Raw genomic sequence first — 22,243 nt, 5'->3', positions numbered from 1 at the left:
GGGTTATTCCTTGATGTTGTTGAGTCGGTCAAATGCGCGTTGGCACATATCCGCAAAGCGCTGACTTTCGGTTAACAGGGTTGTGGTGTCGGTGATATTCCCGCGCCAGATTTCAGTGCTGATTGAGCGGTGAATAAAATCGTTGATTAATTTGATAGGCGATTGATAAACCGCCATCGTTGAAAGGTAAGGTTGAGCACCGTCCTCTTTTTCACATTTGACTTCACCCAAGGCAAAGTCATAGCCAATTTTGGCAATGGCATAATTGCTATTGATATCGACGCGGTTATAAGTGGGATTATCCATCACATCACCGCCTTAATATCGATACTGGAATGATTAAACGCTACTGACTCTTGACGGAGTAATTCGATAATTTCTACGCTGGATAATTCGTTGATACTGGCTTCGGTCGCCAGCCTGTCCAGACGGGAGGAAAACGCGCAGTGCGCATCCGCTTTTGCCTGATTGCGTGCCTCACTGAGCATCAATTGAATGCTCTCGTTTTCTGCTCTTTGGCGAATTTCTTGCCCTACGGTTTTATACATACTCGGTAAACTCCAGATAAAAGAATCCCCGACGCAACAAAGCGCCTGAAAAATGAGTGGTGTTAGTTAATTCAGATAATCTTCGGGTTTAACGGCGGTCAGTATTTCCGGCGCATCGTTAAACAGGCAGACTAATTCATTAATGGCTTTGATAACCTTATCTCGCCATTGGCAGGATTCATCATCAATACGCCAATAAGGCTGATTAAATTCAGCTTCGGATAGTCCCGCATGCATAAATAACGTGCGGCGCTCACTGAGATTAAGCCAACTTAAAAAGGTGGAATGATTTACCCCTTGTTTGCGCAGACGGGAAAACGCGCTACGCAATTCATCCATTGCACAAACAATACGGCCCCGCGCTTCGGTGTCCATTTCTTCCAGACGGAAAACCGAATGGCGTTTCTTAAGCTGAGCATGAAAGCACAGCGTTAAGCGATAACGCTCGCTCAGGTTGTTAAAGTAATCACAAGTCGATTTCCAACGGCTATCAGCAAAGTGTTTGCCGATCACGCTACGCAAGCCAACCGGAAGATTTTGCATACTGCTGACAGTAAAGGCGGTCATGCTTTCCCCCTGAATGCTGATTTGATGAACAGGACAGCTCGACGGGTAAGGCTTACCGGGCGAGTGCGGATAATGATCCCTTTACGGCCTTTGCCGTGAGTGATGGTGAAATCAGGCCGTTGTTCTTCCTGCTGATACCAGAGGAACGGCGCGATTGAGATAGGTTTTTGCATGGTTTCCTCCTCCTATTAGTAACCGCCCACGGATAGGCGGTTGCGAATAAGTGCCGGGTGAACCCGGCATTACTGCTTATTTCTTTGCTGTGCTAGCCGTTAGCGGCGACCAGATGACAAAGACCAATGCACCGATGAATAACGCGTCACTGACAACTGAAAGCAGGTAACTTGAAAAATCCACTGCAACGGTCATGAACGCCAACAGTAGAACCACAGCCAAACGAAACTTATTCATCACAGATAATCTTCAATACGCAGACCGAGACGACGGCCTACCTCTTCCAGCACTTTCTGCTCTTCCGGCTCAATTTCCCCGTCCGCTTCGGCAATCGTCAGCATATTAACGAAAACCTCTTCGGCGTCTTTTGGCGAATTTTTGATATCGTCGATTTCACGCAAAATGTTCATGCGGCCAACGCGAAAGCCGGCTTGAAGCTGTTCCGTGAATCGGCTGATAGTCTGAGTGATTTCATTACCGTAATGTCCTAACTGAGGGTTAGAGCGCAGCAACTGATCCAGTTTATCCGTCTCTTCTTTCTCAATTTCACCATCCGCCGCAGCAACCAACAAACAGCCGCCCACGATGGCCTCCATCAGATCGCGATTCTCAACCTTTTTCAGCTCAACTTTTGCCGCTGCCACTTTCTTTCCAAATCCGAAAAATGCCATTTTTAACTCTCCTGTTGTTGATGAAATTGCCTATTAGTAATCGCCCACGGATAGACGATTGCGAATAGATGCCGGGTTTTAGCCATGCCCGGCGCATGGTGTTGTGGTAGGATTGAATCGCCAAAAACAACCAACCACTCAAGGAGCGTACTAATGACAAGAAACGTTATTCAGATCCACCCCGAAAAGATCACATCTGATGGACTTAAGAATGACAATTTCTTTAACATCCATATATCAATTAGTGCTGAAACGAAATTAAATACTAACGATATACTTTCATTGCAAATAACGTTAGAACAAGCTAAGGAGCTTCATTCGATATTAGGCTCACAAATCAATCTACGTAACGCTGAATAACCTTATCTATATCATCAGCATCTATTGGTTTATTTGAATATAAAACGGCATCCATAGACATGCCGTTTTTATTGTGATTTATCTCTGCTTTGTATCTTCCCTTATCCAGCTCCACATCTTCATGTGCTAAATAAACGAATCTATTGATAAATTCGTATGCGTTTTTTTGCTCATTTTCTTTATCTCTTAAAGATTTTTTCGCTAATTTAATTTCAACCTCATACCGTTGTTTTCCTTCAATAGCTGATGCAACTTCCCTTAACCATGCAATAAAATCTGCATCATCTAAATCACCCCGATAAACTATTGGTGATGAGGGATTTCTAATTTTGATACTATCCACTTCTTGACTGTTGTATAAATAAGAAACAATTGATGACATATGAACTCCGAATTACCCAATATTCAACGACGCACCGATACCGCTAAGTGCATCGACGGTTGACGCTAACGCGGGGTTAGCTTGAATACGCGTTTGCAACGTTAAGCCGACAAGTGACAGGTAACGCACACCCGCGTTGATACTCTCAATAACATTATTGCGTCGGGTCGATGTCATCCGCTCGTCAGATACGCTTTCAGCAGCAACCGCGCCCACAGCGGCAGTGGCCTGCAATACATAGGTGGTTAACCGTTCCACTTTCGCTTCATTCACAGGAACGGCTGGCAAACACTTAAGCTGTGCCAGTAAGCCATCAATCAGCGCAGAATCCTCAGTTACATCGGTGAGAATTAACAGATCATCACAGGTCAGCCGGTGCGGCTGTTCCGGGTTCAACTTGTTACGCAGCATCTGATGGTTCATCCCTGCCCTTTTTGCTACTTCGGCCAGATTTTGCTTGGTGGCAAACGCACGGCAGGCATCGTAAAAGTGCGGGTGTTTAGCGATTTGGTAATCAAACATGGCTAGGATCTCTCAAAATTCGAATAATCGAATTCAGGGTTTGATATAGCGACACTTGATAGCATGTTGGCGGTTCTTTTCACGCCAAGCCTCAAGATTGATTAATGGGTTGCCGTGTTTAGTCATGACAGTTTTGCCGATGACCTCCCCGGTTTGCTTGTCTTTCTTGGCTCGCGTCACCGTACTGGTCGGCGTCGGGGCCAGCAACACAACGCCGTTAGCAATCCATTTTTCCAGCAATGAAGGGCTTAGGTTGTTGATTCGGGCGAATTCTTGTTTCGTCATTGTTGGTGCCATTTGCACCGATACAACCTGCTCGATAGCGTCTTTGATGGCACGATTAAACTCTGGAGCCAGTGCCTTCACCAGCTCCGCAACCAGTTCTGGACTGATTGCAGAATCAAATTGCGGGGATGCATTTGCAATCTCCTGAGACATAACGCAATATCTCCTGTTAATCGGGTTGTGTTCTACGGTGTTACATGTGGTGTGTAGTTACTGTAGATCGCAAAGGTTATTTGGTAAATAACTTTTTAGACTTTTCGGTAATTTTTATGACCCCAACTAAAAGTAGTGCCACAGAAATTTTAGAAAGACTCTTTTCTTCTTATGGGGTTACATCGCAGAAGGAGTTAGCCGAACTGCTTGAGATGGCTCCTAACAATATAAGCGGCTGGCTCAAGCGTGACAGCGTGTCTGGTAACGCGATCATAAAATGCGCTCTTGATACGGGTGCTGACCTTCATTGGTTAGTGACAGGTGAATTCGAAAATTCGAATTTGCAAATTCGAGACACACGATTGAAAGGCAAGGCGCTATACGATCAGATCCTCTCTTCCGGGGGAAAGGCTGTTCTGCGTAGGATGTTGGATGCTTATGGATTCAGCACACAAAAAGAGCTGAGCGATTTACTCGGAATATCAACCGCTACAATCAGCACTTGGGTGCGTCGTGACTTCTTCCCTGGCGATGTGGTTATTGCTTGTGCGCTCGATACGGGTGTTTCTTTGGAATGGTTGGCGACAGGGAAAGGGACAGCAAGCGTCGATCATCACTCAGTAGTAGATGCATCTGATTCAATAGTGATTGATAAAAAAACGCTTCTGGCAGGGAAATTGGAAGGGAGCATGTCGTGCTCTATCGATAGGTCATTTTTACCGCAAAACGTCAATGTAGAAAAGCTGTGTTATGTACAGTCTGGTAAAAATGCGTGGTTGGTAGAGATGGGTGAGTCTGAAATATCTAATGGAGTATGGTTGTTAGATATCGACGGTGTTTTAGATGTGTATTCAGTATCACGACGCCCCGGCAATAAGTTAAGAATCATCGGTCATGATAGTGAATTTGATTGCGCTGCGGATGAAGTTATTGCGAAAGGTTTAGTTGCAGTTGTATTGAAAAAAATAATTTAGGGAGTTGATGACAATGGATATGAGTTTCGTTTATATCAATGCGAAAAAACTTAAATGCATTTACAATAAGGAACTAAAAGATGCACCAATTCCATGAAATTGCACTTAGATGTACTCATTTTTCGTTAATGAAAATAAATGAGGCTTATGAAATAATAGCGGCTGATCTGTCGGAAACCGGCTCTACATCCTCCGTAAAAAGTCTACAAGCACTAAATCTACAAAAAATGATTCATGCAGTAGGAATGTTTTCAATTTTTGAAGCACACTTACAACGAAGACTTAATTGCGGGAATGGTTTCAAAGAAGCTGAGAGTATACTTGAACAGGCAGGCCAGCAGGCGTTAAAAGAAGATTTTCATAATTGTTACCTTGCCATCAATGCATTGAAACATGGTGACGGGGCAAGCTACAATAATCTTGTAAGTAACATTAATACACTTACTTTCGTGGTAGAAACTCCAACTGCACCAATCTTTGAAGTAGGTGATGTTACTGGTATCGAGGGGCTTATAAAAGTTGATGATACTTTCATTAAAAATTGTCTAGAACTAATTAAACAAGTCTCTGAGTGCATTGAAACACAGCGCCCTGACTTCGTAGCTTAATAGTGATTGGATAATGAATTACTCTACACACTGTCAGGCTCGTTTTTCGCTCGTACCCGTCCCAGCTATCAGGCTTAATTGTGTTCTAATACAGAATACGGCGAGCTCAAGCCTGAACGAATACACATAAACAAAGGTGATTATCGTCACTATCCGTATCATGCCGCCACCCCATCGCCACCAACAAACCTAACTCATTGATTTTAAAAAGACCGACAAGTATTCGGTCTTTTTTTGGTGTGTTAATTCACAAGCTATCTTTTAAATCTGAAAAGACACTTTCAAAAAAAAATCTATTCCGGCCATCTATACGGATTATTTACAATCATCAGTTATTTTCACAACAGCCGCGTTGAACACAGCAGCGTTTTCAGAGGCAAACATGGCAATGCCTTTGACAGACTTGCCTTCTTTTAAGATACCGGTGGTCAATGCCTCATCCACCGTATCGAGCCTGAACGCCTTGTTGTCAGGAGAGTACGCTTTTAAGCAAAGCTTCGACAAATCGACACCATCACCAAATAGCTTAACCACTGCCACCTCGAAACTCTTGGTGTAAGCCATTTTATTCCCAACGGAGATTGAACCATTAGACTGTGCTGTTGCATATACTGCCATATTATCAGGCGTCGATGCATTTGCGGAAAAGCTAAAGCCCGCCAGAGTCAAAGAAGCAACAATCATTGAAACTTTCATATCCAATCCTTTCAGTAGGTTTTAGTCTTGATTACTGTACATATACAAGATACAGCCTATTGAAATAGTACATCAGCGAACCTAAACCATTATTAAAGGGATGTTTTACTATTTGAAGAATACGGGGCTTCGAATCTAATCCATTAATTTTTATAGAAAATAGAAAAAACCACTCACGCGATCTCAGTGTTAAGTTCGTAATCTGGTGCTACTTAGCGCAATCGTCAGTCTACGCTCAGGACTTTACTACCTTTGCACCATGCGATGATCATCTGTTAATTAAAGCAGCCAACTAATTATTTATTTTCGCTGAAGTTTCATATTTCAATCCAAAGCGTTAGCCCTCATTTGTCCTCACCTATACTCGTTGATATTTATCCATAAAACGTCATCACTATCCTGGAGAAATCATGAGCGTTGCATATGAAGCGAAAGACATTAAAACAATATCATGGGGCAGTATCATTGCAGGTATAGTGACGGTTATGGCCGTATCTATATTATTGTCTACCCTGGGCAGCAGTTTAGGTTTTGCAATGGTCGAGCCGAAGTCAGACGATCCGGTAAATGGCGCAGGTATGGCCGTCGGTCTATGGACGGTGTTCTCCATTGTCATCAGTTTATTTGCAGGATCGTTTATCGCAGGCCGATTGGCGGGTTACGATGGTATGATTCACGGCTTCTTGAATTGGGCCAGCGCGTTACTGGTGGCTTCAGTATTGGGTGCCATGCTGGTGAGTTCGTCAATAAAAACAGCGGGAAGTGCGTTAGGCTCAATCGCATCTGCGACAGGTTCGATGATTTCCAGCGGTGGCGAAGCGCTGGGGCATGGGCTCTCTCGCATGGGGGATGCGGGGCAAAATTTATTTGAAGAGATCATGCTTGATACGCACCTCTCAAGTGATGGCTTGCAGAGTGAAGTGGAAAATGCGTTAGTTAAATCCGGTATCCCCACATTACAACCCGATTATCTCAAGCAGCAATTACAAGGTGCCAAACAGGATATCATGCTGGCTGCGCGCCGTATGGCCGTTGGCACAGAACCGAGTGAGCAGGTTGCAGCCCAATTAACCGAGAAACTTGCGCAACGAAGTAAAACGATTGCAGCCAGCATCAATCGTGATGATATCAAGCGTGCGTTAACGCAAAACACCGATCTCACGCCAACTGAGGCTGACCGGGCGGTCGAAAACATTATCAGTACCCGCGATCGTATGGTGAAAGAAGTGAGCGAGCGCCTTACTCAAGCACAACAGAATATACAGCAGGCTCAGCAGCGTTATGAGGACTGGAAAAAGCAGGCCGTCGAGCAGGCTGACCAAATGTCAAAAGCAGCGGCAAAAGCCGCGCTGTGGTCATTTTTTGCACTGCTGCTCGGTGCCGTAATCAGTACCCTTGCAGGCGCTTGGGGAGCGAAAAGTAAGCGCCATGTGTAGTATTACTCAGGCAAAAGGTGGCTGCGATGTTTAAACCAGGGGATATCGTTCAAAGTAAAACCGGTGGGCCAAGAATGCGAGTGCTTAGCGTAGAGGACAGCAGGCTTTACTGCGCGAGAATTGACGATCCTGTTGAGAAAGAAATAGAAATCAGCGTTGATAGCGTCTCGCTTTACCGCGAGGAGGGCAATTTCGGCGTCTGTTAATGCCCATTCCCTTCAGGCTGACGACTTCTTTTAGCCTGAAGGGAACGTAATAACGCGTTACTGTTGGGTCGGTGCAGTCGTCATTTTTTTCAGGTCCTGATCGATAAAGAACAGACCCCCCTGCGCCGTACTGACCAATGCCAGCTTGTCGAGAATGGATTTAAACAGTTTCTCTTCTTCATGTTGCTCAGCAACATACCATTGCAAGAAGTTGAACGTTGAATAATCTTGCTGCGTCATTGCTGCATGAGCCAGCTCGTTGATTTTTTGCGTAATTAATTGCTCATGCTCATAGGTCTGTTCAAATACGTCAGACAGTGAAGCAAAATCGACCGGCGGCGCAGCGATAGCGCCCAGTACGGGCATGCTGCCGGTATCATCCAGATAGTTGAAGAGGCGTTGCATATGTTCCATCTCTTCTTGCGAATGTGTTTTCAGGAATGCTGACGCACCTTCAAAACCTTTATCGCCACACCATGCGCTCATTTGCAGGTACAAATTAGCAGAATAGAACTCCAGGTTTAGCTGGTCGTTTAATTGTTGAATCATCTCTTTTTTGAGCATCTTTCATTCCCTCTGATTGGCAGGTGAGTCAATTTTTTTCATTATGCCTTGCTGTTAAAAAATAAAAAACATTTTATTATCAATATAATTAACATAAAAAATAAATCATTATTAATCATCAAGATAAGTTAATTGATAACGATTTTCAATTTCATCAAATAGTTATTCATTTCATTCATCTGAGAATGGTTTTTATTTCCTCTTAGTGCATTTCAGGCAGTTTATAAAAAACGCTGCTTCATTTTAATTTTATAAAAAATAATCATTCTTTTTTAGCATTAGGTCGTGGAGCAATACCGGCGTATGCCCGCTGGGCTAAAAATGCTATCATGCGCGCTCACTGACGGCCCTGAGGATAAGAACAATGGCGTATAATCTGGCTACTCTTTCTGCGCAAGAGATGGATAGAGTGAATGTTGATCTCGCAGCCTCTGGCGTGGCGTTCAAGGAACGGTACAATATGCCGGTCATTCCAGACATCGTGGAAAGAGAGCAACCGGAGCATCTGCGTGACTATTTTCGTGAACGCATCGCATTCTACCGCCAACGATCGTTGCAGTTCTCCCGCCTCCCCTACGAACCCAAGACAAAATAGCCTGAAATCTGCTGTCCAAAACACTTTTTTCGCTTGCATGTTATGCCCAACAGGCGGTTAATGGTGAGGCACACCACCTTTTACCGAGAGAGGCAAATCAAATGAGTAAAGGCATGGACAGCAAGAAGAACAGCAAGAAAAAACCGGCAAAGACCGCAGCAGAAAAACGGGCGGATAAACGGTCAAAACGCGCCCAGCAAACCGATACGGTGAGCTGATGCCTTAGTACGCTGAACGGGTAATCCCGCACTCAGCGGGATTACTCCAGTCGCGAGCCCTGTATTTTACTTCTCTTCAACCATCAGCAAAAATGCGTACTCCAGCGCAATGTCTTCGTATTGTTTGAATCGACCTGATTTTCCCCCGTGCCCGGCATCCATATCCGTCAACAGCAGCAGCAGGTTGTCGTCAGTTTTCAGCTCACGCAACTTAGCCACCCATTTGGCCGGTTCCCAATACTGAACTTGCGAGTCATGCAGTCCGGTGGTAATCAACAGGTGCGGGTAGGCTTGAGCACTGACATTGTCATAAGGGCTGTAGCTTTTGATGTAGTCATAATAACGCGGCTCACCAGGGTTCCCCCACTCGTCATATTCGCCGGTGGTCAATGGAATTGACTCATCAAGCATGGTGGTCAGCACATCGACAAACGGGACCTGCGCTACCACGCCTTTAAACAGCGCAGGGGCCAGGTTAACGACTGCGCCCATCAGCAAGCCTCCCGCACTGCCGCCCATGGCATAAAGCTGCTTTTCATTACCATACCCCTGCGCCACCAATGCGCGAGATATATCAATAAAATCGGTAAAGGAGTGCATCTTATTGAGCAAGCGGCCGTCGTCATACCATTGCTGCCCCAACTCCCCGCCGCCGCGAATGTGGGTCAACGCAAACACAAACCCTCTGTCGAGCAGGCTCAGGCGACTCACGCTAAAATCCGGCTCCATGCTGCTGCCATAGGCACCGTAGCCGTACACCAGAAGCGGATTTTTGCCAGGTTGATAGCAGTCGCGGCGATACACCAGCGACACCGGCACTTCAACGCCATCGCGCACGGTAATCCACAGGCGTTCGCTGCAATAATCCGTAGCGGCAAAGTGTTTAACCTCCGCCTGTTTGAGCAGGCACTGTTCACCGCTGTCCAGATTGATCTCGTACAGCGAGGTTGGCGTGGTCATGGATGAATAACCAAAACGCAGCAATGAGGTCTCAGGCGTCGGATTGTAAGCAAGCCAGGTAACATAGCTGGGATCGTTAAAGCTGATGTTCTTTTCGGCGCCGGTCTGCCAATGCACCTGACGCAGGGAGGTTAAGCCCTTCTCTCTCTCTTCCAGCACCAGCCAATCGCGGAACAGCTCAAAACTCTCCAGCACGCGGGTGTTATGCGGCGCGATGAGCGTTTCCAACGCCGACTCATCCCAACCGACAGTGCGATACAGGCCGAAGTTTTTGCCCTCACGGTTCGAGCGCAGATAGAATGCGCCCTGATAGTGGTCCACCCCATACTCATGATCTTTACGGCGCGGAATAAACACCTGCGGCACGGCCTGACTGTCGTGCGCATCCAGCAAGCGAACTTCGGTAGTGGTGGTACTGCTCAGGAAGATAACGATATACGCTTCAGAGGTGGTTTCACCCAGACTGACGTAATAGGTATCATCCTGCTCTTCATAGATCAGACGATCCTGGCTGACATCATCACCGAGGCGATGCATATAGACCTGATAGGGAAGCAGCGTCTGCGGGTGCTTGCGCACGTAGTAAATCGCGGAGGCATCAGCATTCCACTGCATGTTTGCCGAGACATGCTCAATGACGTCCGGCAACCACTCCCCGCTCTCCAGGTTGCGAAAACGGATGTCGTACTGACGGCGAGAAATTTTATCCTCTGCCAACGCCAGCAGTCGGTTGTCCGGGCTGACGGACAGCACCCCCAGATGATAGAACTCGCTGTCTGCGGCACGTTCATTCTCATCCAGCAACAGTTGCCACTGTTCCGTTTCCGATGCAGGCTGGCGCACATAGAGCGCGTACTCTTTACCCGATTCGTAGCGCGTCTGATAGCGATAACCACGTTTAACATAAGGCACCGACGCATCCTGCGCCGGGATCCGCGCCACCATCTCCTGATAAAGCGTTTCTTTCACCGCATCGCAGGGTTGCATATGCGAGGCGCAATAGGCGTTTTCTGCTTGCAGATACGACAATACGGCCGGATCTTCCCGCGCATCGTCACGTAGCCAGTAGTAATTATCAATGCGGGTATCACCGTGGGTCGTGAGGGGGTACGGACGTTTTTCTGCCTGAGGTGCTTTCATTGCGTGCCATCCTGTTTTCTGGAAAGAAAATCGTGGCACGATTCTTAGAGAAAGCCAAGCGATGCTGTTTATATGCATGGCTTGTTGCCGCAGATATCCTCGCCGCGGATGCGTACGCAAACGTTTTCCTTTATACTGCGCGCCATGTCAATACAGATCAGGAAAGCATAATGTTAACGGTTGGAACAGCGCTACGCGCAGGCGCAACACGCGTGATGTTATTAGGTTGCGGAGAACTGGGTAAAGAAGTGGCGATAGAGTGCCAGCGGCTGGGCGTTGAGGTGATCGGTGTCGATCGCTATGCCAATGCTCCCGCTATGCATATCGCTCACCGCAGCCACGTCATTAACATGCTGGATGGCGCAGCGCTGCGTGCCGTTATCGAACTTGAGCGTCCTGATTACATTGTGCCGGAAATTGAAGCCATTGCCACCGACACGCTAGAGACGTTAGAGCAGGAAGGCCACCATGTAGTGCCCTGTGCCAAAGCCACGCGTCTGACCATGAACCGTGAAGGCATTCGTCGTCTGGCGGCAGAAACGTTGAGTTTGCCTACCTCCTCCTACCGTTTTGCGGCCAGCGAAGACGCGTTTCAACAGGCCGTTGCCGAAATCGGTTACCCCTGTATCGTCAAGCCGGTCATGAGTTCTTCAGGTAAAGGACAAAGTTTGATCCGTCGTGAAGAACAACGGGATCAGGCCTGGAAATACGCGCAAGAAGGTGGACGTGCGGGTGGCGGTAAGGTGATCGTGGAAGGCCTGGTCAACTTTGATTTCGAAATCACGTTATTAACGGTCAGCGCCAGCGACGGTATCCACTTCTGTGCGCCCATCGGCCACCGTCAGGAGGACGGCGACTACCGCGAATCATGGCAGCCGCAGCAAATGAGCGAACTGGCTCAGGCGCGTGCGCAGCAGATCGCCCGCGATGTGGTCAGTGCGCTGGGGGGTTATGGTCTGTTTGGCGTGGAGCTGTTTGTCTGCGGTGATGAGGTCATCTTCAGCGAAGTGTCACCGCGCCCGCATGATACCGGCATGGTCACGCTGATCTCGCAAGATCTTTCCGAATTTGCCCTGCACGTGCGCGCTTTCCTGGGTTTACCTGTCGGCGCGGTACGGCAATATGGCCCCGCCGCTTCTGCCGTTATTTTGCCTGAGTTGGTGAGCGATAACGTCAGCTACAGTGGATTAGAAAATGCCCTGCGTCCCGGTACGCAAATTCGCCTGTTTGCCAAGCCGGATATCGAAGGTAAACGCCGAATGGGTGTGGCACTGGCCGTGGCTGATAACATCGATGACGCAGTAGGGTTGGCCGTCTCGGTCGCAAGCGCCGTCAACGTGACCGGATAATCGCCTCCGGCCCCAAAAAAAAGCCACGCAATGCGTGGCTTTTTTGTCGTAACAGCGTTTTACGCTGTAGCACCTGCTACTGCTTCACGCGCCAGCTCGGTAATGCGCGCATAGTCGCCGCTTTCCAGCGCATCGTTCGGCACCAGCCAGGAGCCGCCCACGCACAGCACGCTTTTCAGCGCCAGGTAATCGCGGTAGTTTTTCAGTGAGATACCGCCAGTCGGGCAGAAACGGATATGGGAGAACGGACCTGCAATCGCTTGCAGCGCTTTTACGCCGCCGTTCGCTTCCGCCGGGAAGAATTTGAACTCACGCAAACCGTAATCCATACCCAGCATCAGTTCAGAAACGGTGCTGATCCCCGGAATCAACGCAATCGGGCCTTCCACGGCAGCTTTCAGCAACGGCTCTGTCAAGCCTGGGCTGATAGCGAACTGTGCGCCAGCAGCAATCACATCAGCCAGTTGCTGAGGATTGGTTACTGTGCCAGCACCGACAATCGCGTCAGGTACTTCTTTGGCAATGGCACGGATCGCGTCTACTGCGCAGTCGGTACGCAACGTGACTTCCAGAACGCGAACGCCACCTGCGACCAGGGCTTTCGCCATCGGCACTGCGTGCTCCAGTTTGTTCACCACAATGACTGGAACCACAGGACCCGTGGTCAAAATTTGCTCTGCGCTCGTTTTCCAGTTTTTCATTCATCATCTCCTGTCATGCCCGGAGGCATCATTAGTCATATAGCGCGCCCCTGCCACAGGGATCTGCCAAAAGCAGACGTCCGACCGCACCGAGTTAGCCAAACATTACAAACAAAAATTCAATCGATTACCGGGCACTGCCGCACGCTGTACGCGCGGCAGAACCCAACCCTTTATTCCACTTCGTTCCAGGAACGGCCATCACGGGTAATCATGGCAACAGACGCCACCGGCCCCCAGGTGCCTGCCTGATACGGTTTCGGTGCATCGTTATCCATCGCCCAGGCTTCCATGATGGAGTCGACCCATTTCCAGGCTTCTTCCGTCTCATCACGACGCACAAACAGCGCCTGAATACCGCGCATGGTTTCCAGCAACAGACGTTCGTAGGCATCTGCCAGATGCTGTTGATTAAAGGTTTCGGAGAAACTCAGGTCCAGTTTCACGGTTTGCAGACGGTGTTTATGCTCCAACCCGGGGATTTTGTTCAAAATCTGAATCTCAACGCCTTCATCAGGCTGCAAGCGGATGATCAGTTTATTCTGCGGCAGCTGCTGGTAAGAATCGTGGAACAGGTTCAACGCCGGGTTTTTGAAATAGACCACCACTTCCGAACACTTGGTGGGCAAACGCTTGCCGGTACGCAGATAGAACGGCACACCCGCCCAGCGCCAGTCGTCAATATCAACGCGGATCGCCACAAAGGTCTCGGTGTTACTGCTTTTGTTGGCACCCTCTTCTTCCAGATAGCCAGGTACTTTATGGCCCTGGACAAAGCCGGCGGTATATTGGCCGCGCACCGTGGTTTCATGCACGTTGGAACGATCGATGCGGCGCAGCGAGCGCAGCACTTTCACTTTTTCGTCACGAATCCGGTCGGTGCTTAAATCCGACGGCGGAGACATGGCGATCATGGTCAGGATCTGCAACAGGTGGTTTTGGATCATGTCGCGCATCTGCCCGGCCTGATCGAAATAGCCCCAACGACCTTCAATGCCCACCTCTTCCGCCACGGTGATCTGCACATGGTCGATGGTGCGATGATCCCAATTGGCAGAGAACAGCGAGTTGGCAAAACGCAGCGCCAGCAGGTTGAGTACCGTCTCTTTACCCAGATAATGGTCGATACGGTATACCTGACACTCTTCGAAATATTCGGCTACCTGATTGTTGATCTCGCGAGAAGAAGCCAGATCCGAACCCAGCGGTTTCTCCATTACCACGCGCGACGGCGACTTGTTCAGCCCCGCTTCACCCAGCCCGCGACAAATTGCACCGAAGGTGCTGGGCGGCATGGCGAAATAGTTGATGGTGGTGCGGTTCTTTTGGTCGAGCATTTTGCCCAGCCGTTTGAAACCGGCGGTATCCTGCACATCCAGATTGCAAAAATCCAGCCGCCCACTCAGCGTTTGCCACAGCCCGTCATCAATAGACTCCTTCATGAAGGTGTCCAGCGCTTCACGGACTACGCTAACGTATTTTTCCTTATCCCACTCTGCACGTCCCACGCCGATGATGCGCGTGTCCGGATGAATATGACCGGCCTTTTCCAATTGATACAGAGACGGCAGCAGTTTTCGGCGCGCCAAATCGCCTTTCGCACCGAAAATAACCAGATCACACGCCTGGGCTGTTGAAGTTACCGCCATGTTCATCTCCTCGTTGCAGGATGCTGTAATTTTATTACAGCAATAATGTACTCTTTTTGACTAGGACCCGTAAACCCGTCAATAAATGTCATTAAGTTTCACAATGGGCATCACGTAATGATGAAAAAAAACCCACTGTATGAATGACTGAAACGGTTTAGGCGTTCCTCCAAAAGAGAAATTTTCTGTCTTTTCTGACAGTCGGTTACTTTTTTGAAAGTTAGACACACGTCATGTTCTCAGAAAAAAAATGCGCGGCCTTACGCAGTTTTCCCTGCCAACCCAGCATGGGGCGTAGTATATTCCCATGAATTCTGCATCGGTTTCCCTCTGGTTGAAATCGATAAAACCGCACACGGTCTCATTATATGAACATGCTGGACAAAATTCTGAGCCACCTTGAGCTCCTCAGCAAGTCAGAACGAAAAGTGGCAGAGGTTATTTTGGCGGCGCCACATACCGCCATCCACTCCAGTATTGCCACACTGGCTGGCATGGCGGAGGTTAGCGAGCCCACTGTCAACCGTTTCTGCCGCCGTCTGGAAACCAAAGGCTTTCCCGATTTCAAACTTCATCTGGCGCAAAGCATTGCCAATGGCACGCCGTATGTTAACCGTAACGTCGATGAAGATGACAGCGTCGATTCCTATACCAGCAAAATTTTTGAATCCACTATGGCTGGGCTGGAGCACGCCAAATCGAATCTGGACATCACCGCGGTCAATCGCGCCGTCGATTTGCTGACGCAGGCCAAGAAAATTTCATTTTTCGGCTTTGGTGCGTCGGCCGCCGTCGCGCACGATGCGATGAATAAATTTTTCCGCTTTAATATCCCTGTCGTTTACTTTGATGACATTGTTATGCAGCGCATGAGTTGCATGAACTCCAGCGATGGGGATGTCGTGGTGCTGATCTCCCATACCGGCAGAACTAAAAGTCTGGTTGAAATGGCCCAGTTAGCGCGGGAAAACGATGCAACGGTTATCGCCATCACCTCAGATGATAGCCCCCTCGCCCATGAGGCGTCTTTGACGCTACGCGTCGATGTGCCGGAAGATACTGATGTTTATATGCCCATGGTGTCCCGTATCGCACAATTAACGCTGATTGACGTACTGGCGACCGGGTTTACGCTGCGCCGAGGCGCCAAATTCAGAGATAACCTTAAGCGCGTCAAGGAAGCCTTACGGGAATCGCGCTTTGATAAAAGCGACCGTTTTGGCGGTTCTTACGGTAACGAGCACTAAACATCTGTTTTTATAATTTTGTGTTTATATAAACAGGTGTTTTTATTAACATATTGTTTTTGTTAGCACAATGCGTTTGTATTTAACGATTTACCCAACATGATAATCATAACAAGGGGAAGGGTTGGCTATCCTTAAGGAGTAATGGCTGCTATACATGACCATTGCCCAGTACTGCCACCCGTACTTAACCACGGATGCGGGCCGCGTTTGCGCTTTACCTGATGCTAGAGCACGGTTCGGCACTACTCACTTCACTATTGCTTCACAAGTCAACGGAGTTATACATGTCCAGACGGCTCAGAAGAACCAAAATCGTCACTACGCTGGGGCCAGCTACCGACCGCGACAATAATCTGGAAAAGGTCATTGCCGCAGGCGCTAACGTAGTCCGCCTGAATTTTTCGCACGGTACGCCTGAAGATCATCTGCTGCGTGCGGACAAAGTGCGGGAAATCGCAGCAAAATTGGGCCGCCATGTGGCAATTCTGGGCGACCTCCAGGGGCCAAAAATTCGCGTTTCGACCTTTAAAGAAGGCAAAGTCTTCCTGAACGTTGGCGACAAATTCCTGCTGGACGCCAACCTGGGCAAAGGTGAAGGCGACAAAGAAAAAGTGGGCATCGACTACAAAGGCTTGCCGGCCGATGTGGTACCGGGTGATATCTTGTTGCTTGACGATGGCCGCGTACAGTTAAAAGTATTGCGCGTGGACGGCATGAAGGTGTTTACCGAAGTGACCGTTGGCGGCCCGCTGTCCAACAACAAAGGGATTAACAAGCTCGGTGGCGGTCTGTCTGCCGAGGCATTAACTGAAAAAGACAAAGCCGATATCATCACAGCGGCCAAGATTGGCGTCGATTATCTGGCGGTGTCTTTCCCGCGCTGCGGCGAAGACCTCAATTACGCCCGCCGTCTGGCACGCGATGCCGGCAGTCAGGCGAAGATTGTTTCCAAGGTAGAACGTGCCGAAGCGGTCGCTACGGACGAAGCCATGGACGACATCATTCTCGCCTCCGACGTGGTAATGGTGGCGCGTGGCGACCTGGGCGTTGAAATTGGTGACCCGGAGCTGGTCGGTATTCAGAAGAAACTGATCCGTCGTGCACGTCAGTTGAACCGTGCGGTGATCACCGCGACCCAGATGATGGAATCCATGATCACCAACCCGATGCCGACCCGTGCCGAAGTCATGGATGTCGCCAACGCCGTGTTGGACGGTACCGATGCCGTGATGCTGTCAGCCGAAACCGCTGCCGGTCAGTACCCTGCCGAAACCGTCGCAGCGATGGCCAGCGTATGTCTTGGTGCGGAAAAAATTCCGAGTATCAATGTCTCCAAGCACCGCCTGGATGTGCAATTCGATAACATCGAAGAATCGATTGCCATGTCCACAATGTATGCTGCGAATCACCTGAAAGGCATCACCGCGATTATCGCCATGACCGAGTCTGGCCGCACCGCGCTAATGATGTCTCGTATCAGTTCCGGTTTGCCGATATTCGCCATGTCTCGCCATGAGCACACGTTGAATCTCACGGCGCTCTACCGTGGGGTTACGCCGGTACATTTTGACAGTTATACCGACGGTGTTGCCGCAGCCAACGATGCGGTGATTCGGTTACGTGACAAAGGGTTCCTGGTGTCTGGCGATCTGGTTATCGTCACGCAAGGCGACGTAATGAGTACGGTAGGCACCACCAACACCTGCCGCATCCTGCGCGTAGAATAACCCTTTGCTGCTTGCATAAAAAAAGCCCCTGAATCAGGGGCTTTTTTATTGTTTATCTCGGGTTACTTAAAACGTTTCCCAATTTCCTTCCGCTTTAGGTGCAGATTTTTGCGCGGTTAATGCTGGCACCGGACTGGTTGCTACCGGTTTACGTACCGCCACGGCTTTTGGCGCTGACCCCAGCGTCGCCAATTGGAAGATAGAGACGATCTGATTGAGATGACGCGCTTGCTCTTCTAACGAGGCAGAGGCGGAAGCCGATTGCTCCACCAACGCGGCGTTCTGCTGTGTCACGCTATCCATTTCCACCACGGCCTGGCCGACCTGACTGATCCCCTTGCTCTGTTCGCTCGACGCAGAAGCAATCTCCCCCATGATATCCGTCACGCTGGTCACCGCCTTGACGATATTTTCCATCGCACTGCCTGCCAGCGCGACCTGATCCGAGCCAATCTTGACGTTATTGACAGATTCATCGATCAGGGTTTCAATCTCTTTTGCCGCCTGAGCACTGCGCTGGGCCAGGTTACGCACCTCCCCGGCTACCACGGCAAAGCCCCGCCCCTGTTCGCCAGCGCGCGCGGCCTCAACGGCCGCATTCAACGCCAGAATGTTGGTCTGGAAGGCAATACCGTTAATGACGGAAATAATATCGGCAATTTTTTGTGAGCTGCCGCTGATCGTGCTCATGGTCTTGATCACGCCGTTGACGATATCACCGCCTTCATTGGCGGTCTGTGAGGCGTTCTTCGCGACCAGACTGGCCTGATTAGCGTTATCCGCATTCTGTTTCACCACCGCGCTCAATTGTTCCATGCTGGCGGCGGTTTGTTCTAACGCAGACGCCTGCTCTTCGGTGCGCGATGAAAGATCGGTGTTGCCCGACGCAATTTCCCCGGCGCTGCGGTAAATTTCTTCAGCGCTGCCGCGAATATCCGATACGGTCTTCACCCAATTGCCTTGCATTTGCTGAACGAAAGGAGCCAGCCTGCCGACACAGTTTCTCCCCATCTGCTCCAAGGGCGTATGCAAAATGCCTTCTGCCAACACTTGCAGATGCTGCTGAATGCGCTCCAGCGGGCGCACCACGAACGCCGCCAGGTAGCGATCGGTCAGTACCACAATGACTGCGCCCACGGCCAGCGCGGCAATCAGGATACGTTTGCACCACTCAACCCAACCACTAATACGTTGCTGCGCCTGCTCTTTTAAACCGGCGATAACCGCGTTGTATTTATCGATAGCCGTAGTGAAATCACGACGCAGTTCGCGGTAAGCACCGCTGGAGAGTTGTTGGAAACTATCTGCGCGATCGCCTTTCAACGCCTCATACATCGGGACCATGGCCTGACTATACAGCCGATAGGAGCTGTTATAGATCTCATCTACCGTAACGTTATTGATATTGGCGTGATCGGTCACCTTAAACGTTTCCAGCCCTTGTTTTAAACGGGCCAACTCTTCCTCTGCCGTGCGCAATTCCGTGGCGAGTAATGTGGGATTGTTACCGGTTTTGGCTTCAGCAGCGCGGTCCAATGCACTTTTCGCACGATAATATTGACCGCTGGCACCGTTGATAATGTCGCCGTTAATTTGCTGTACGTTGGTGAGATCAATTTCATCGTTTAGTTGGCTAAGCGAGTAGAGTGCGAACGCCGAAACGCCGCCCCACAGCAAGGAAAACAGGATCAGGATAAGCACCAGCATGGTTCTTATTTTGGTATCGCGGATAAAATTCATAATATCAGCCCTGGAAAGGTAATGATTAGGGGTTCATCGGTGTGAACCAAATCCATGCTTCCTTGCGTGAAAACCGCGCAAGTCAACCTGCGGGCCGTAATTGTCCATACTTGTGTAACGCTCAATGCGTTAAGGTTATCGACATGTTATTGAAACACTTGAGGGTTACGTTAAAATATTTTTATTATAATTAAAAAAAACACGTAATTTAACGGTGGGGGCAGCAGAGGACACGACAGAATACGCGGTAACAGGCTCACGCCTGCTACCGCCGCGTTGGCAAGAAAGCGACTTAGTCGCGAAACAGTTCATCCCGGCAGTAGGGTTCCGTCTCTCCCGGTTTGCGGGTTTTCAAGATCTTCAAAATCCAGGTGTACTGCTCCGGGTTCGGGCCGACCAATTGTTCGACTTCTTCATTCATTCGGCGTGCTATCTGGGTGTCATCCGCCTCAAGCAAGTCATCCATCGGCGGGCGGATCACCACATCCAGTACCCCTTCTGCGGCGTTGTACACCGGGAACAGCGGCACCACCGAGGCTTTACAGACCTTCATCAAGCGGCCAATGGCGGGTAAGGTAGCCTTGTAGGTGGCAAAAAAATCAACAAATTCGCTGTGCTCAGGACCGTGATCCTGATCCGGCAGATAATACCCCCAGTAGCCATTACGAATTGAGCTGACGAAAGGCTTGATACCATCATTTCGGGCATGAACGCGGCCATTGGTGCAAAGGCGTGCGCTGTTCCACAGATAATCCACCAGCGGATTTTTTTGATTATGCATCATTGCCGCAATTTTCTGGCCTTTGGCAGAGATCAGCATGGCGGGAATATCAACGCCCCAGCCGTGAGGAACCAAAAAAATGATATTGCGTTGTTGCTGCTGGAGCGCTTCGACGGTTTCCCAACCGTGCCAACGCAGTTTTTTCTGCACATGTTCAGCCCCGCGAACCGCCACTTCGGCCATCATCACCATCGCTTGCGGTGCGGTAGCAAACATCCGGTCAATAATCGCTTCCCGCTTAGATTCTGACAGTTCAGGGAAGCAATAGAGCAGATTGATTCGGGCGCGTCTTCTCGCACCTTTGGCAAAGCGGCCGACCAGTTTGCCCAAATGACCCAACACCGGGTCGCGCCAGCGGGCGGGAACATAAGCCGTTGCCGCCATGGCTCCTGCGGCTAGCCATACTCCCCAATAGCGCGGTAGATAAAACTCGCGTTTGAACTCGGGAATAAACTCGGCGCTATTTTTTTTCTCTGTATTCATGCCTTAACTCTTCATATACAACATAGGGTAATGATAATTGTCCGCTCAGGTTTTGCAATCATCTTCCCGATAAACGCATGACCGGTATAAATAAAACAGCCGACAGCAAGCTGTCGGCTGAAGATGAACACGGTCAGATACTAATCAAACTTGAGCTGCGGTGTCACCTCTCTGACCTGCGCCAGATATTCGCGACGATCCTGACCTGCCAACCCTTCCGAACGCGGCAGTTTGGCCGTCAACGGGTTTACCGCTTGCTGATTGATCCAGAACTCATAGTGCAGATGCGGACCGGTTGAGCGCCCGGTATTGCCGGATAGCGCGATACGATCGCCGCGTTTCACTTTCTGCCCAGGTTTCACCAGCAGGCGATTCAAGTGCATATAGCGCGTGGTATATTGGCGTCCGTGACGGATCTCAACGAAGTTGCCGGTGTCCGGCCCGCGCGATGCCGCAACCACTTCACCATCCCCAACCGACAGCACCGGGGTTCCTACCGGCATGGAGAAATCTACACCGCGATGCGGCGTCACACGTCCGGTGACGGGATTAAGGCGACGCGGATTAAAATTCGAAGAGACGCGGAACTGCTTCATGGTAGGGAAACGCATAAACCCACGGGTTAACCCTGAGCCTTCCCGATCGTAGAACTTACCGTCGGCCGCACGGATAGCAAAGTAATCTTTATCACCGGTGTTCAGCCGAACACCGATCAATTCGCTCTGCTCACTGCGGCCGTCGAGAATTTCCCGCGATAGCAATACCGAGAAATTATCGTCTTTGCGCAGTTTGCGGAAATCGAGCTGCCATTGCAGCGCCTTGATCACCGCATTGACTTCACTGTCGGTCAGACCCGCCGTTTTGGCACTCTGCACAAAACTGCCACTCAGGCGACCGTTGATAACACGGTTGTGCCACTCCCCTTTCTGCATCTCCACGCGTTCTTTAAAACCGTTATCGCCGCGCTCATAGATACGGGTTTCACGACGCGACATCTGCCACGTCAGGCTTTGCAATTCACCGTCATCGTTGACTGTCCAGGAGAGCTGCTGGCCGATCTTGAGATTACGCAAGTCGTCGTGTTTATCGGCCAGCAGCGACACATCAACCATATCAATGCCGTACTGGTTCAAAATGCTGCTTAAAGTATCACCGGTTGAAACCACATACTCATGCACGCTGCTGTCATCGCTACCGGTTGTCCCCAACTCATCCGCCGGGATCGCCACCGGCGGCGTCGGTTGCTCAATGCTTTCGCTATCCATCGGCTCACTGGCCTCAGGCGCGAGCGTCTGCGGTTGCATAACGGTTTGAGTTGGCGTGGGTGCAGTGCTAATCGGGGTTTCTTTGACAGTAACGGGCGTATCATCAGCAGGGGGATAGACCACGGGCCGCCAGACGGCGACGGCCAGGGTGATGACACTCAACGACCCCAGCATTATGCGATGGGGTCGCGGTAAGTTGTTATACGCTATAGCGATAGTTCGGACTATCTGCTGCACTT

24 protein-coding genes are annotated in these 22,243 nt (G+C 49.8%); 8 read left to right on the top strand and 16 right to left on the bottom strand.

Translation table 11 applies throughout. The features are described 5' to 3' along the window. Positions 1–3: 3 nt before the first annotated feature. The 8 genes from J5069_RS02380 to J5069_RS02345 form a co-directional block, all read right to left on the bottom strand. Entirely contained in the window at positions 4–306 is a 303-nt protein-coding gene (locus J5069_RS02380) for a DUF5405 family protein (protein WP_264642341.1), read from the bottom strand. Further along, a complete protein-coding gene (locus J5069_RS02375) occupies positions 306–548 on the bottom strand; it encodes a DUF2732 domain-containing protein (RefSeq protein WP_264642340.1) in 243 nt (80 codons plus the stop codon). Before J5069_RS02375 ends, J5069_RS02380 begins: the two co-directional genes overlap by 1 nt. Positions 549–614: 66 nt before the next feature. Beyond that, entirely contained in the window at positions 615–1,115 is a 501-nt protein-coding gene (locus tag J5069_RS02370) for a replication protein B (protein WP_264642339.1), read from the bottom strand. Next, positions 1,112–1,288, bottom strand: a complete 177-nt coding sequence (locus tag J5069_RS02365) for a hypothetical protein (protein ID WP_264642338.1) — start codon at positions 1,286–1,288, stop codon at positions 1,112–1,114. Before J5069_RS02365 ends, J5069_RS02370 begins: the two co-directional genes overlap by 4 nt. 237 nt (positions 1,289–1,525) lie before the next feature. Next, positions 1,526–1,960, bottom strand: a complete 435-nt coding sequence (locus J5069_RS02360; RefSeq protein WP_264642337.1) for a tellurite resistance TerB family protein — start codon at positions 1,958–1,960, stop codon at positions 1,526–1,528. A gap of 337 nt (positions 1,961–2,297) precedes the next feature. Beyond that, entirely contained in the window at positions 2,298–2,702 is a 405-nt protein-coding gene (locus J5069_RS02355) for a hypothetical protein (RefSeq protein ID WP_264642336.1), read from the bottom strand. 12 nt (positions 2,703–2,714) lie between these two features. Then, the gene (locus J5069_RS02350; RefSeq protein WP_264642335.1) at positions 2,715–3,224 is read right to left on the bottom strand and encodes a phage regulatory CII family protein; all 510 of its coding nucleotides are present in this window, start codon (positions 3,222–3,224) and stop codon (positions 2,715–2,717) included. A gap of 33 nt (positions 3,225–3,257) precedes the next feature. Next, positions 3,258–3,662: a hypothetical protein gene (locus tag J5069_RS02345; RefSeq protein ID WP_264642334.1), complete on the bottom strand. Its 405-nt coding sequence runs from the start codon at positions 3,660–3,662 to the stop codon at positions 3,258–3,260. A 116-nt stretch (positions 3,663–3,778) separates the two neighbouring features. On the opposite strand from J5069_RS02345, the gene J5069_RS02340 reads away from it, so the two are divergent. Further along, positions 3,779–4,636, top strand: coding sequence for a phage repressor protein CI (locus tag J5069_RS02340; RefSeq protein WP_264643702.1), 858 nt, complete (start codon positions 3,779–3,781; stop codon positions 4,634–4,636). A gap of 80 nt (positions 4,637–4,716) precedes the next feature. After that, on the top strand, positions 4,717–5,244 hold the full coding sequence (locus J5069_RS02335) for a hypothetical protein (RefSeq protein WP_264642333.1): 528 nt from the start codon (positions 4,717–4,719) through the stop codon (positions 5,242–5,244). A 315-nt stretch (positions 5,245–5,559) separates the two neighbouring features. Here J5069_RS02335 and J5069_RS02330 read toward each other — a convergent pair whose 3' ends face one another. After that, positions 5,560–5,940 (bottom strand): DUF4354 family protein, encoded by a 381-nt coding sequence (locus J5069_RS02330; RefSeq protein WP_264642332.1) that lies wholly within the window; start codon positions 5,938–5,940, stop codon positions 5,560–5,562. A gap of 485 nt (positions 5,941–6,425) precedes the next feature. Here J5069_RS02330 and J5069_RS02325 point away from each other — a divergent pair, with 485 nt between their 5' ends. Together J5069_RS02325 and J5069_RS02320 are read left to right on the top strand one after the other, a co-directional pair. Continuing rightward, entirely contained in the window at positions 6,426–7,376 is a 951-nt protein-coding gene (locus J5069_RS02325; RefSeq protein ID WP_264642331.1) for a YrzE family protein, read from the top strand. Positions 7,377–7,402: 26 nt separating this feature from the next. Continuing rightward, positions 7,403–7,582, top strand: coding sequence for a DUF2158 domain-containing protein (locus tag J5069_RS02320; RefSeq protein WP_264642330.1), 180 nt, complete (start codon positions 7,403–7,405; stop codon positions 7,580–7,582). A 57-nt stretch (positions 7,583–7,639) separates the two neighbouring features. On the opposite strand, the gene ftnA is transcribed toward J5069_RS02320, so the two are convergent. Continuing rightward, on the bottom strand, positions 7,640–8,146 hold the full coding sequence (gene ftnA, locus J5069_RS02315) for a non-heme ferritin (RefSeq protein ID WP_264642329.1): 507 nt from the start codon (positions 8,144–8,146) through the stop codon (positions 7,640–7,642). A gap of 364 nt (positions 8,147–8,510) precedes the next feature. Here ftnA and J5069_RS02310 point away from each other — a divergent pair, with 364 nt between their 5' ends. Then, positions 8,511–8,741 (top strand): DNA polymerase III subunit theta, encoded by a 231-nt coding sequence (locus J5069_RS02310; protein ID WP_264642328.1) that lies wholly within the window; start codon positions 8,511–8,513, stop codon positions 8,739–8,741. A gap of 284 nt (positions 8,742–9,025) precedes the next feature. Here the strand turns inward: J5069_RS02310 and J5069_RS02305 are convergent, their stop codons facing one another. Then, entirely contained in the window at positions 9,026–11,059 is a 2,034-nt protein-coding gene (locus J5069_RS02305) for a S9 family peptidase (protein ID WP_264642327.1), read from the bottom strand. A gap of 170 nt (positions 11,060–11,229) precedes the next feature. On the opposite strand from J5069_RS02305, the gene purT reads away from it, so the two are divergent. Then, complete coding sequence (purT, locus tag J5069_RS02300) at positions 11,230–12,408, top strand: formate-dependent phosphoribosylglycinamide formyltransferase (protein WP_264642326.1); 1,179 nt, start codon at positions 11,230–11,232, stop codon at positions 12,406–12,408. A 59-nt stretch (positions 12,409–12,467) separates the two neighbouring features. On the opposite strand, the gene J5069_RS02295 is transcribed toward purT, so the two are convergent. Beyond that, positions 12,468–13,109 carry a bifunctional 4-hydroxy-2-oxoglutarate aldolase/2-dehydro-3-deoxy-phosphogluconate aldolase gene (locus J5069_RS02295; RefSeq protein ID WP_264642325.1) on the bottom strand — a complete coding sequence of 214 codons (642 nt, stop codon included), beginning with the start codon at positions 13,107–13,109 and terminating at the stop codon, positions 12,468–12,470. Between the two features lie 173 nt (positions 13,110–13,282). Beyond that, entirely contained in the window at positions 13,283–14,758 is a 1,476-nt protein-coding gene (gene zwf, locus J5069_RS02290) for a glucose-6-phosphate dehydrogenase (protein ID WP_264642324.1), read from the bottom strand. A gap of 368 nt (positions 14,759–15,126) precedes the next feature. On the opposite strand from zwf, the gene J5069_RS02285 reads away from it, so the two are divergent. Beyond that, a complete protein-coding gene (locus J5069_RS02285; RefSeq protein WP_264642323.1) occupies positions 15,127–16,005 on the top strand; it encodes a MurR/RpiR family transcriptional regulator in 879 nt (292 codons plus the stop codon). A gap of 287 nt (positions 16,006–16,292) precedes the next feature. Then, positions 16,293–17,735 carry a pyruvate kinase gene (gene pyk, locus J5069_RS02280; protein WP_264642322.1) on the top strand — a complete coding sequence of 481 codons (1,443 nt, stop codon included), beginning with the start codon at positions 16,293–16,295 and terminating at the stop codon, positions 17,733–17,735. A 66-nt stretch (positions 17,736–17,801) separates the two neighbouring features. Here the strand turns inward: pyk and J5069_RS02275 are convergent, their stop codons facing one another. The 3 genes from J5069_RS02275 to mepM form a co-directional block, all read right to left on the bottom strand. Continuing rightward, positions 17,802–19,475 (bottom strand): methyl-accepting chemotaxis protein, encoded by a 1,674-nt coding sequence (locus tag J5069_RS02275; RefSeq protein WP_264642321.1) that lies wholly within the window; start codon positions 19,473–19,475, stop codon positions 17,802–17,804. A 292-nt stretch (positions 19,476–19,767) separates the two neighbouring features. Further along, positions 19,768–20,739: a lauroyl-Kdo(2)-lipid IV(A) myristoyltransferase gene (gene lpxM / locus J5069_RS02270; RefSeq protein ID WP_264642320.1), complete on the bottom strand. Its 972-nt coding sequence runs from the start codon at positions 20,737–20,739 to the stop codon at positions 19,768–19,770. A gap of 140 nt (positions 20,740–20,879) precedes the next feature. Further along, positions 20,880–22,241: a murein DD-endopeptidase MepM gene (gene mepM, locus J5069_RS02265; RefSeq protein WP_264642319.1), complete on the bottom strand. Its 1,362-nt coding sequence runs from the start codon at positions 22,239–22,241 to the stop codon at positions 20,880–20,882. Positions 22,242–22,243 lie beyond the last annotated feature (2 nt).

It is taken from the genome of Candidatus Symbiopectobacterium sp. NZEC127, from assembly GCF_025962675.1.
In the GTDB taxonomy this organism is placed as follows: Bacteria; Pseudomonadota; Gammaproteobacteria; order Enterobacterales; family Enterobacteriaceae; genus Symbiopectobacterium.
The sequence above is the reverse complement of the archived record's forward strand: the minus strand, read 5'-3'. Positions and strand labels throughout refer to the sequence as shown.

Bases quoted from the DNA above. Each gene is read 5' to 3' on its own strand.
- J5069_RS02380 (WP_264642341.1), bottom strand. From the start codon at position 306: ATGGATAATCCCACTTATAACCGCGTCGATATCAATAGCAATTATGCC.
- J5069_RS02375 (WP_264642340.1), bottom strand. From the start codon at position 548: ATGTATAAAACCGTAGGGCAAGAAATTCGCCAAAGAGCAGAAAACGAG.
- J5069_RS02370 (WP_264642339.1), bottom strand. From the start codon at position 1,115: ATGACCGCCTTTACTGTCAGCAGTATGCAAAATCTTCCGGTTGGCTTG.
- J5069_RS02365 (WP_264642338.1), bottom strand. From the start codon at position 1,288: ATGCAAAAACCTATCTCAATCGCGCCGTTCCTCTGGTATCAGCAGGAA.
- J5069_RS02360 (WP_264642337.1), bottom strand. From the start codon at position 1,960: ATGGCATTTTTCGGATTTGGAAAGAAAGTGGCAGCGGCAAAAGTTGAG.
- J5069_RS02355 (WP_264642336.1), bottom strand. From the start codon at position 2,702: ATGTCATCAATTGTTTCTTATTTATACAACAGTCAAGAAGTGGATAGT.
- J5069_RS02350 (WP_264642335.1), bottom strand. From the start codon at position 3,224: ATGTTTGATTACCAAATCGCTAAACACCCGCACTTTTACGATGCCTGC.
- J5069_RS02345 (WP_264642334.1), bottom strand. From the start codon at position 3,662: ATGTCTCAGGAGATTGCAAATGCATCCCCGCAATTTGATTCTGCAATC.
- J5069_RS02340 (WP_264643702.1), top strand. From the start codon at position 3,779: ATGACCCCAACTAAAAGTAGTGCCACAGAAATTTTAGAAAGACTCTTT.
- J5069_RS02335 (WP_264642333.1), top strand. From the start codon at position 4,717: ATGCACCAATTCCATGAAATTGCACTTAGATGTACTCATTTTTCGTTA.
- J5069_RS02330 (WP_264642332.1), bottom strand. From the start codon at position 5,940: ATGAAAGTTTCAATGATTGTTGCTTCTTTGACTCTGGCGGGCTTTAGC.
- J5069_RS02325 (WP_264642331.1), top strand. From the start codon at position 6,426: ATGGCCGTATCTATATTATTGTCTACCCTGGGCAGCAGTTTAGGTTTT.
- J5069_RS02320 (WP_264642330.1), top strand. From the start codon at position 7,403: ATGTTTAAACCAGGGGATATCGTTCAAAGTAAAACCGGTGGGCCAAGA.
- ftnA (WP_264642329.1), bottom strand. From the start codon at position 8,146: ATGCTCAAAAAAGAGATGATTCAACAATTAAACGACCAGCTAAACCTG.
- J5069_RS02310 (WP_264642328.1), top strand. From the start codon at position 8,511: ATGGCGTATAATCTGGCTACTCTTTCTGCGCAAGAGATGGATAGAGTG.
- J5069_RS02305 (WP_264642327.1), bottom strand. From the start codon at position 11,059: ATGAAAGCACCTCAGGCAGAAAAACGTCCGTACCCCCTCACGACCCAC.
- purT (WP_264642326.1), top strand. From the start codon at position 11,230: ATGTTAACGGTTGGAACAGCGCTACGCGCAGGCGCAACACGCGTGATG.
- J5069_RS02295 (WP_264642325.1), bottom strand. From the start codon at position 13,109: ATGAAAAACTGGAAAACGAGCGCAGAGCAAATTTTGACCACGGGTCCT.
- zwf (WP_264642324.1), bottom strand. From the start codon at position 14,758: ATGGCGGTAACTTCAACAGCCCAGGCGTGTGATCTGGTTATTTTCGGT.
- J5069_RS02285 (WP_264642323.1), top strand. From the start codon at position 15,127: ATGAACATGCTGGACAAAATTCTGAGCCACCTTGAGCTCCTCAGCAAG.
- pyk (WP_264642322.1), top strand. From the start codon at position 16,293: ATGTCCAGACGGCTCAGAAGAACCAAAATCGTCACTACGCTGGGGCCA.
- J5069_RS02275 (WP_264642321.1), bottom strand. From the start codon at position 19,475: ATGAATTTTATCCGCGATACCAAAATAAGAACCATGCTGGTGCTTATC.
- lpxM (WP_264642320.1), bottom strand. From the start codon at position 20,739: ATGAATACAGAGAAAAAAAATAGCGCCGAGTTTATTCCCGAGTTCAAA.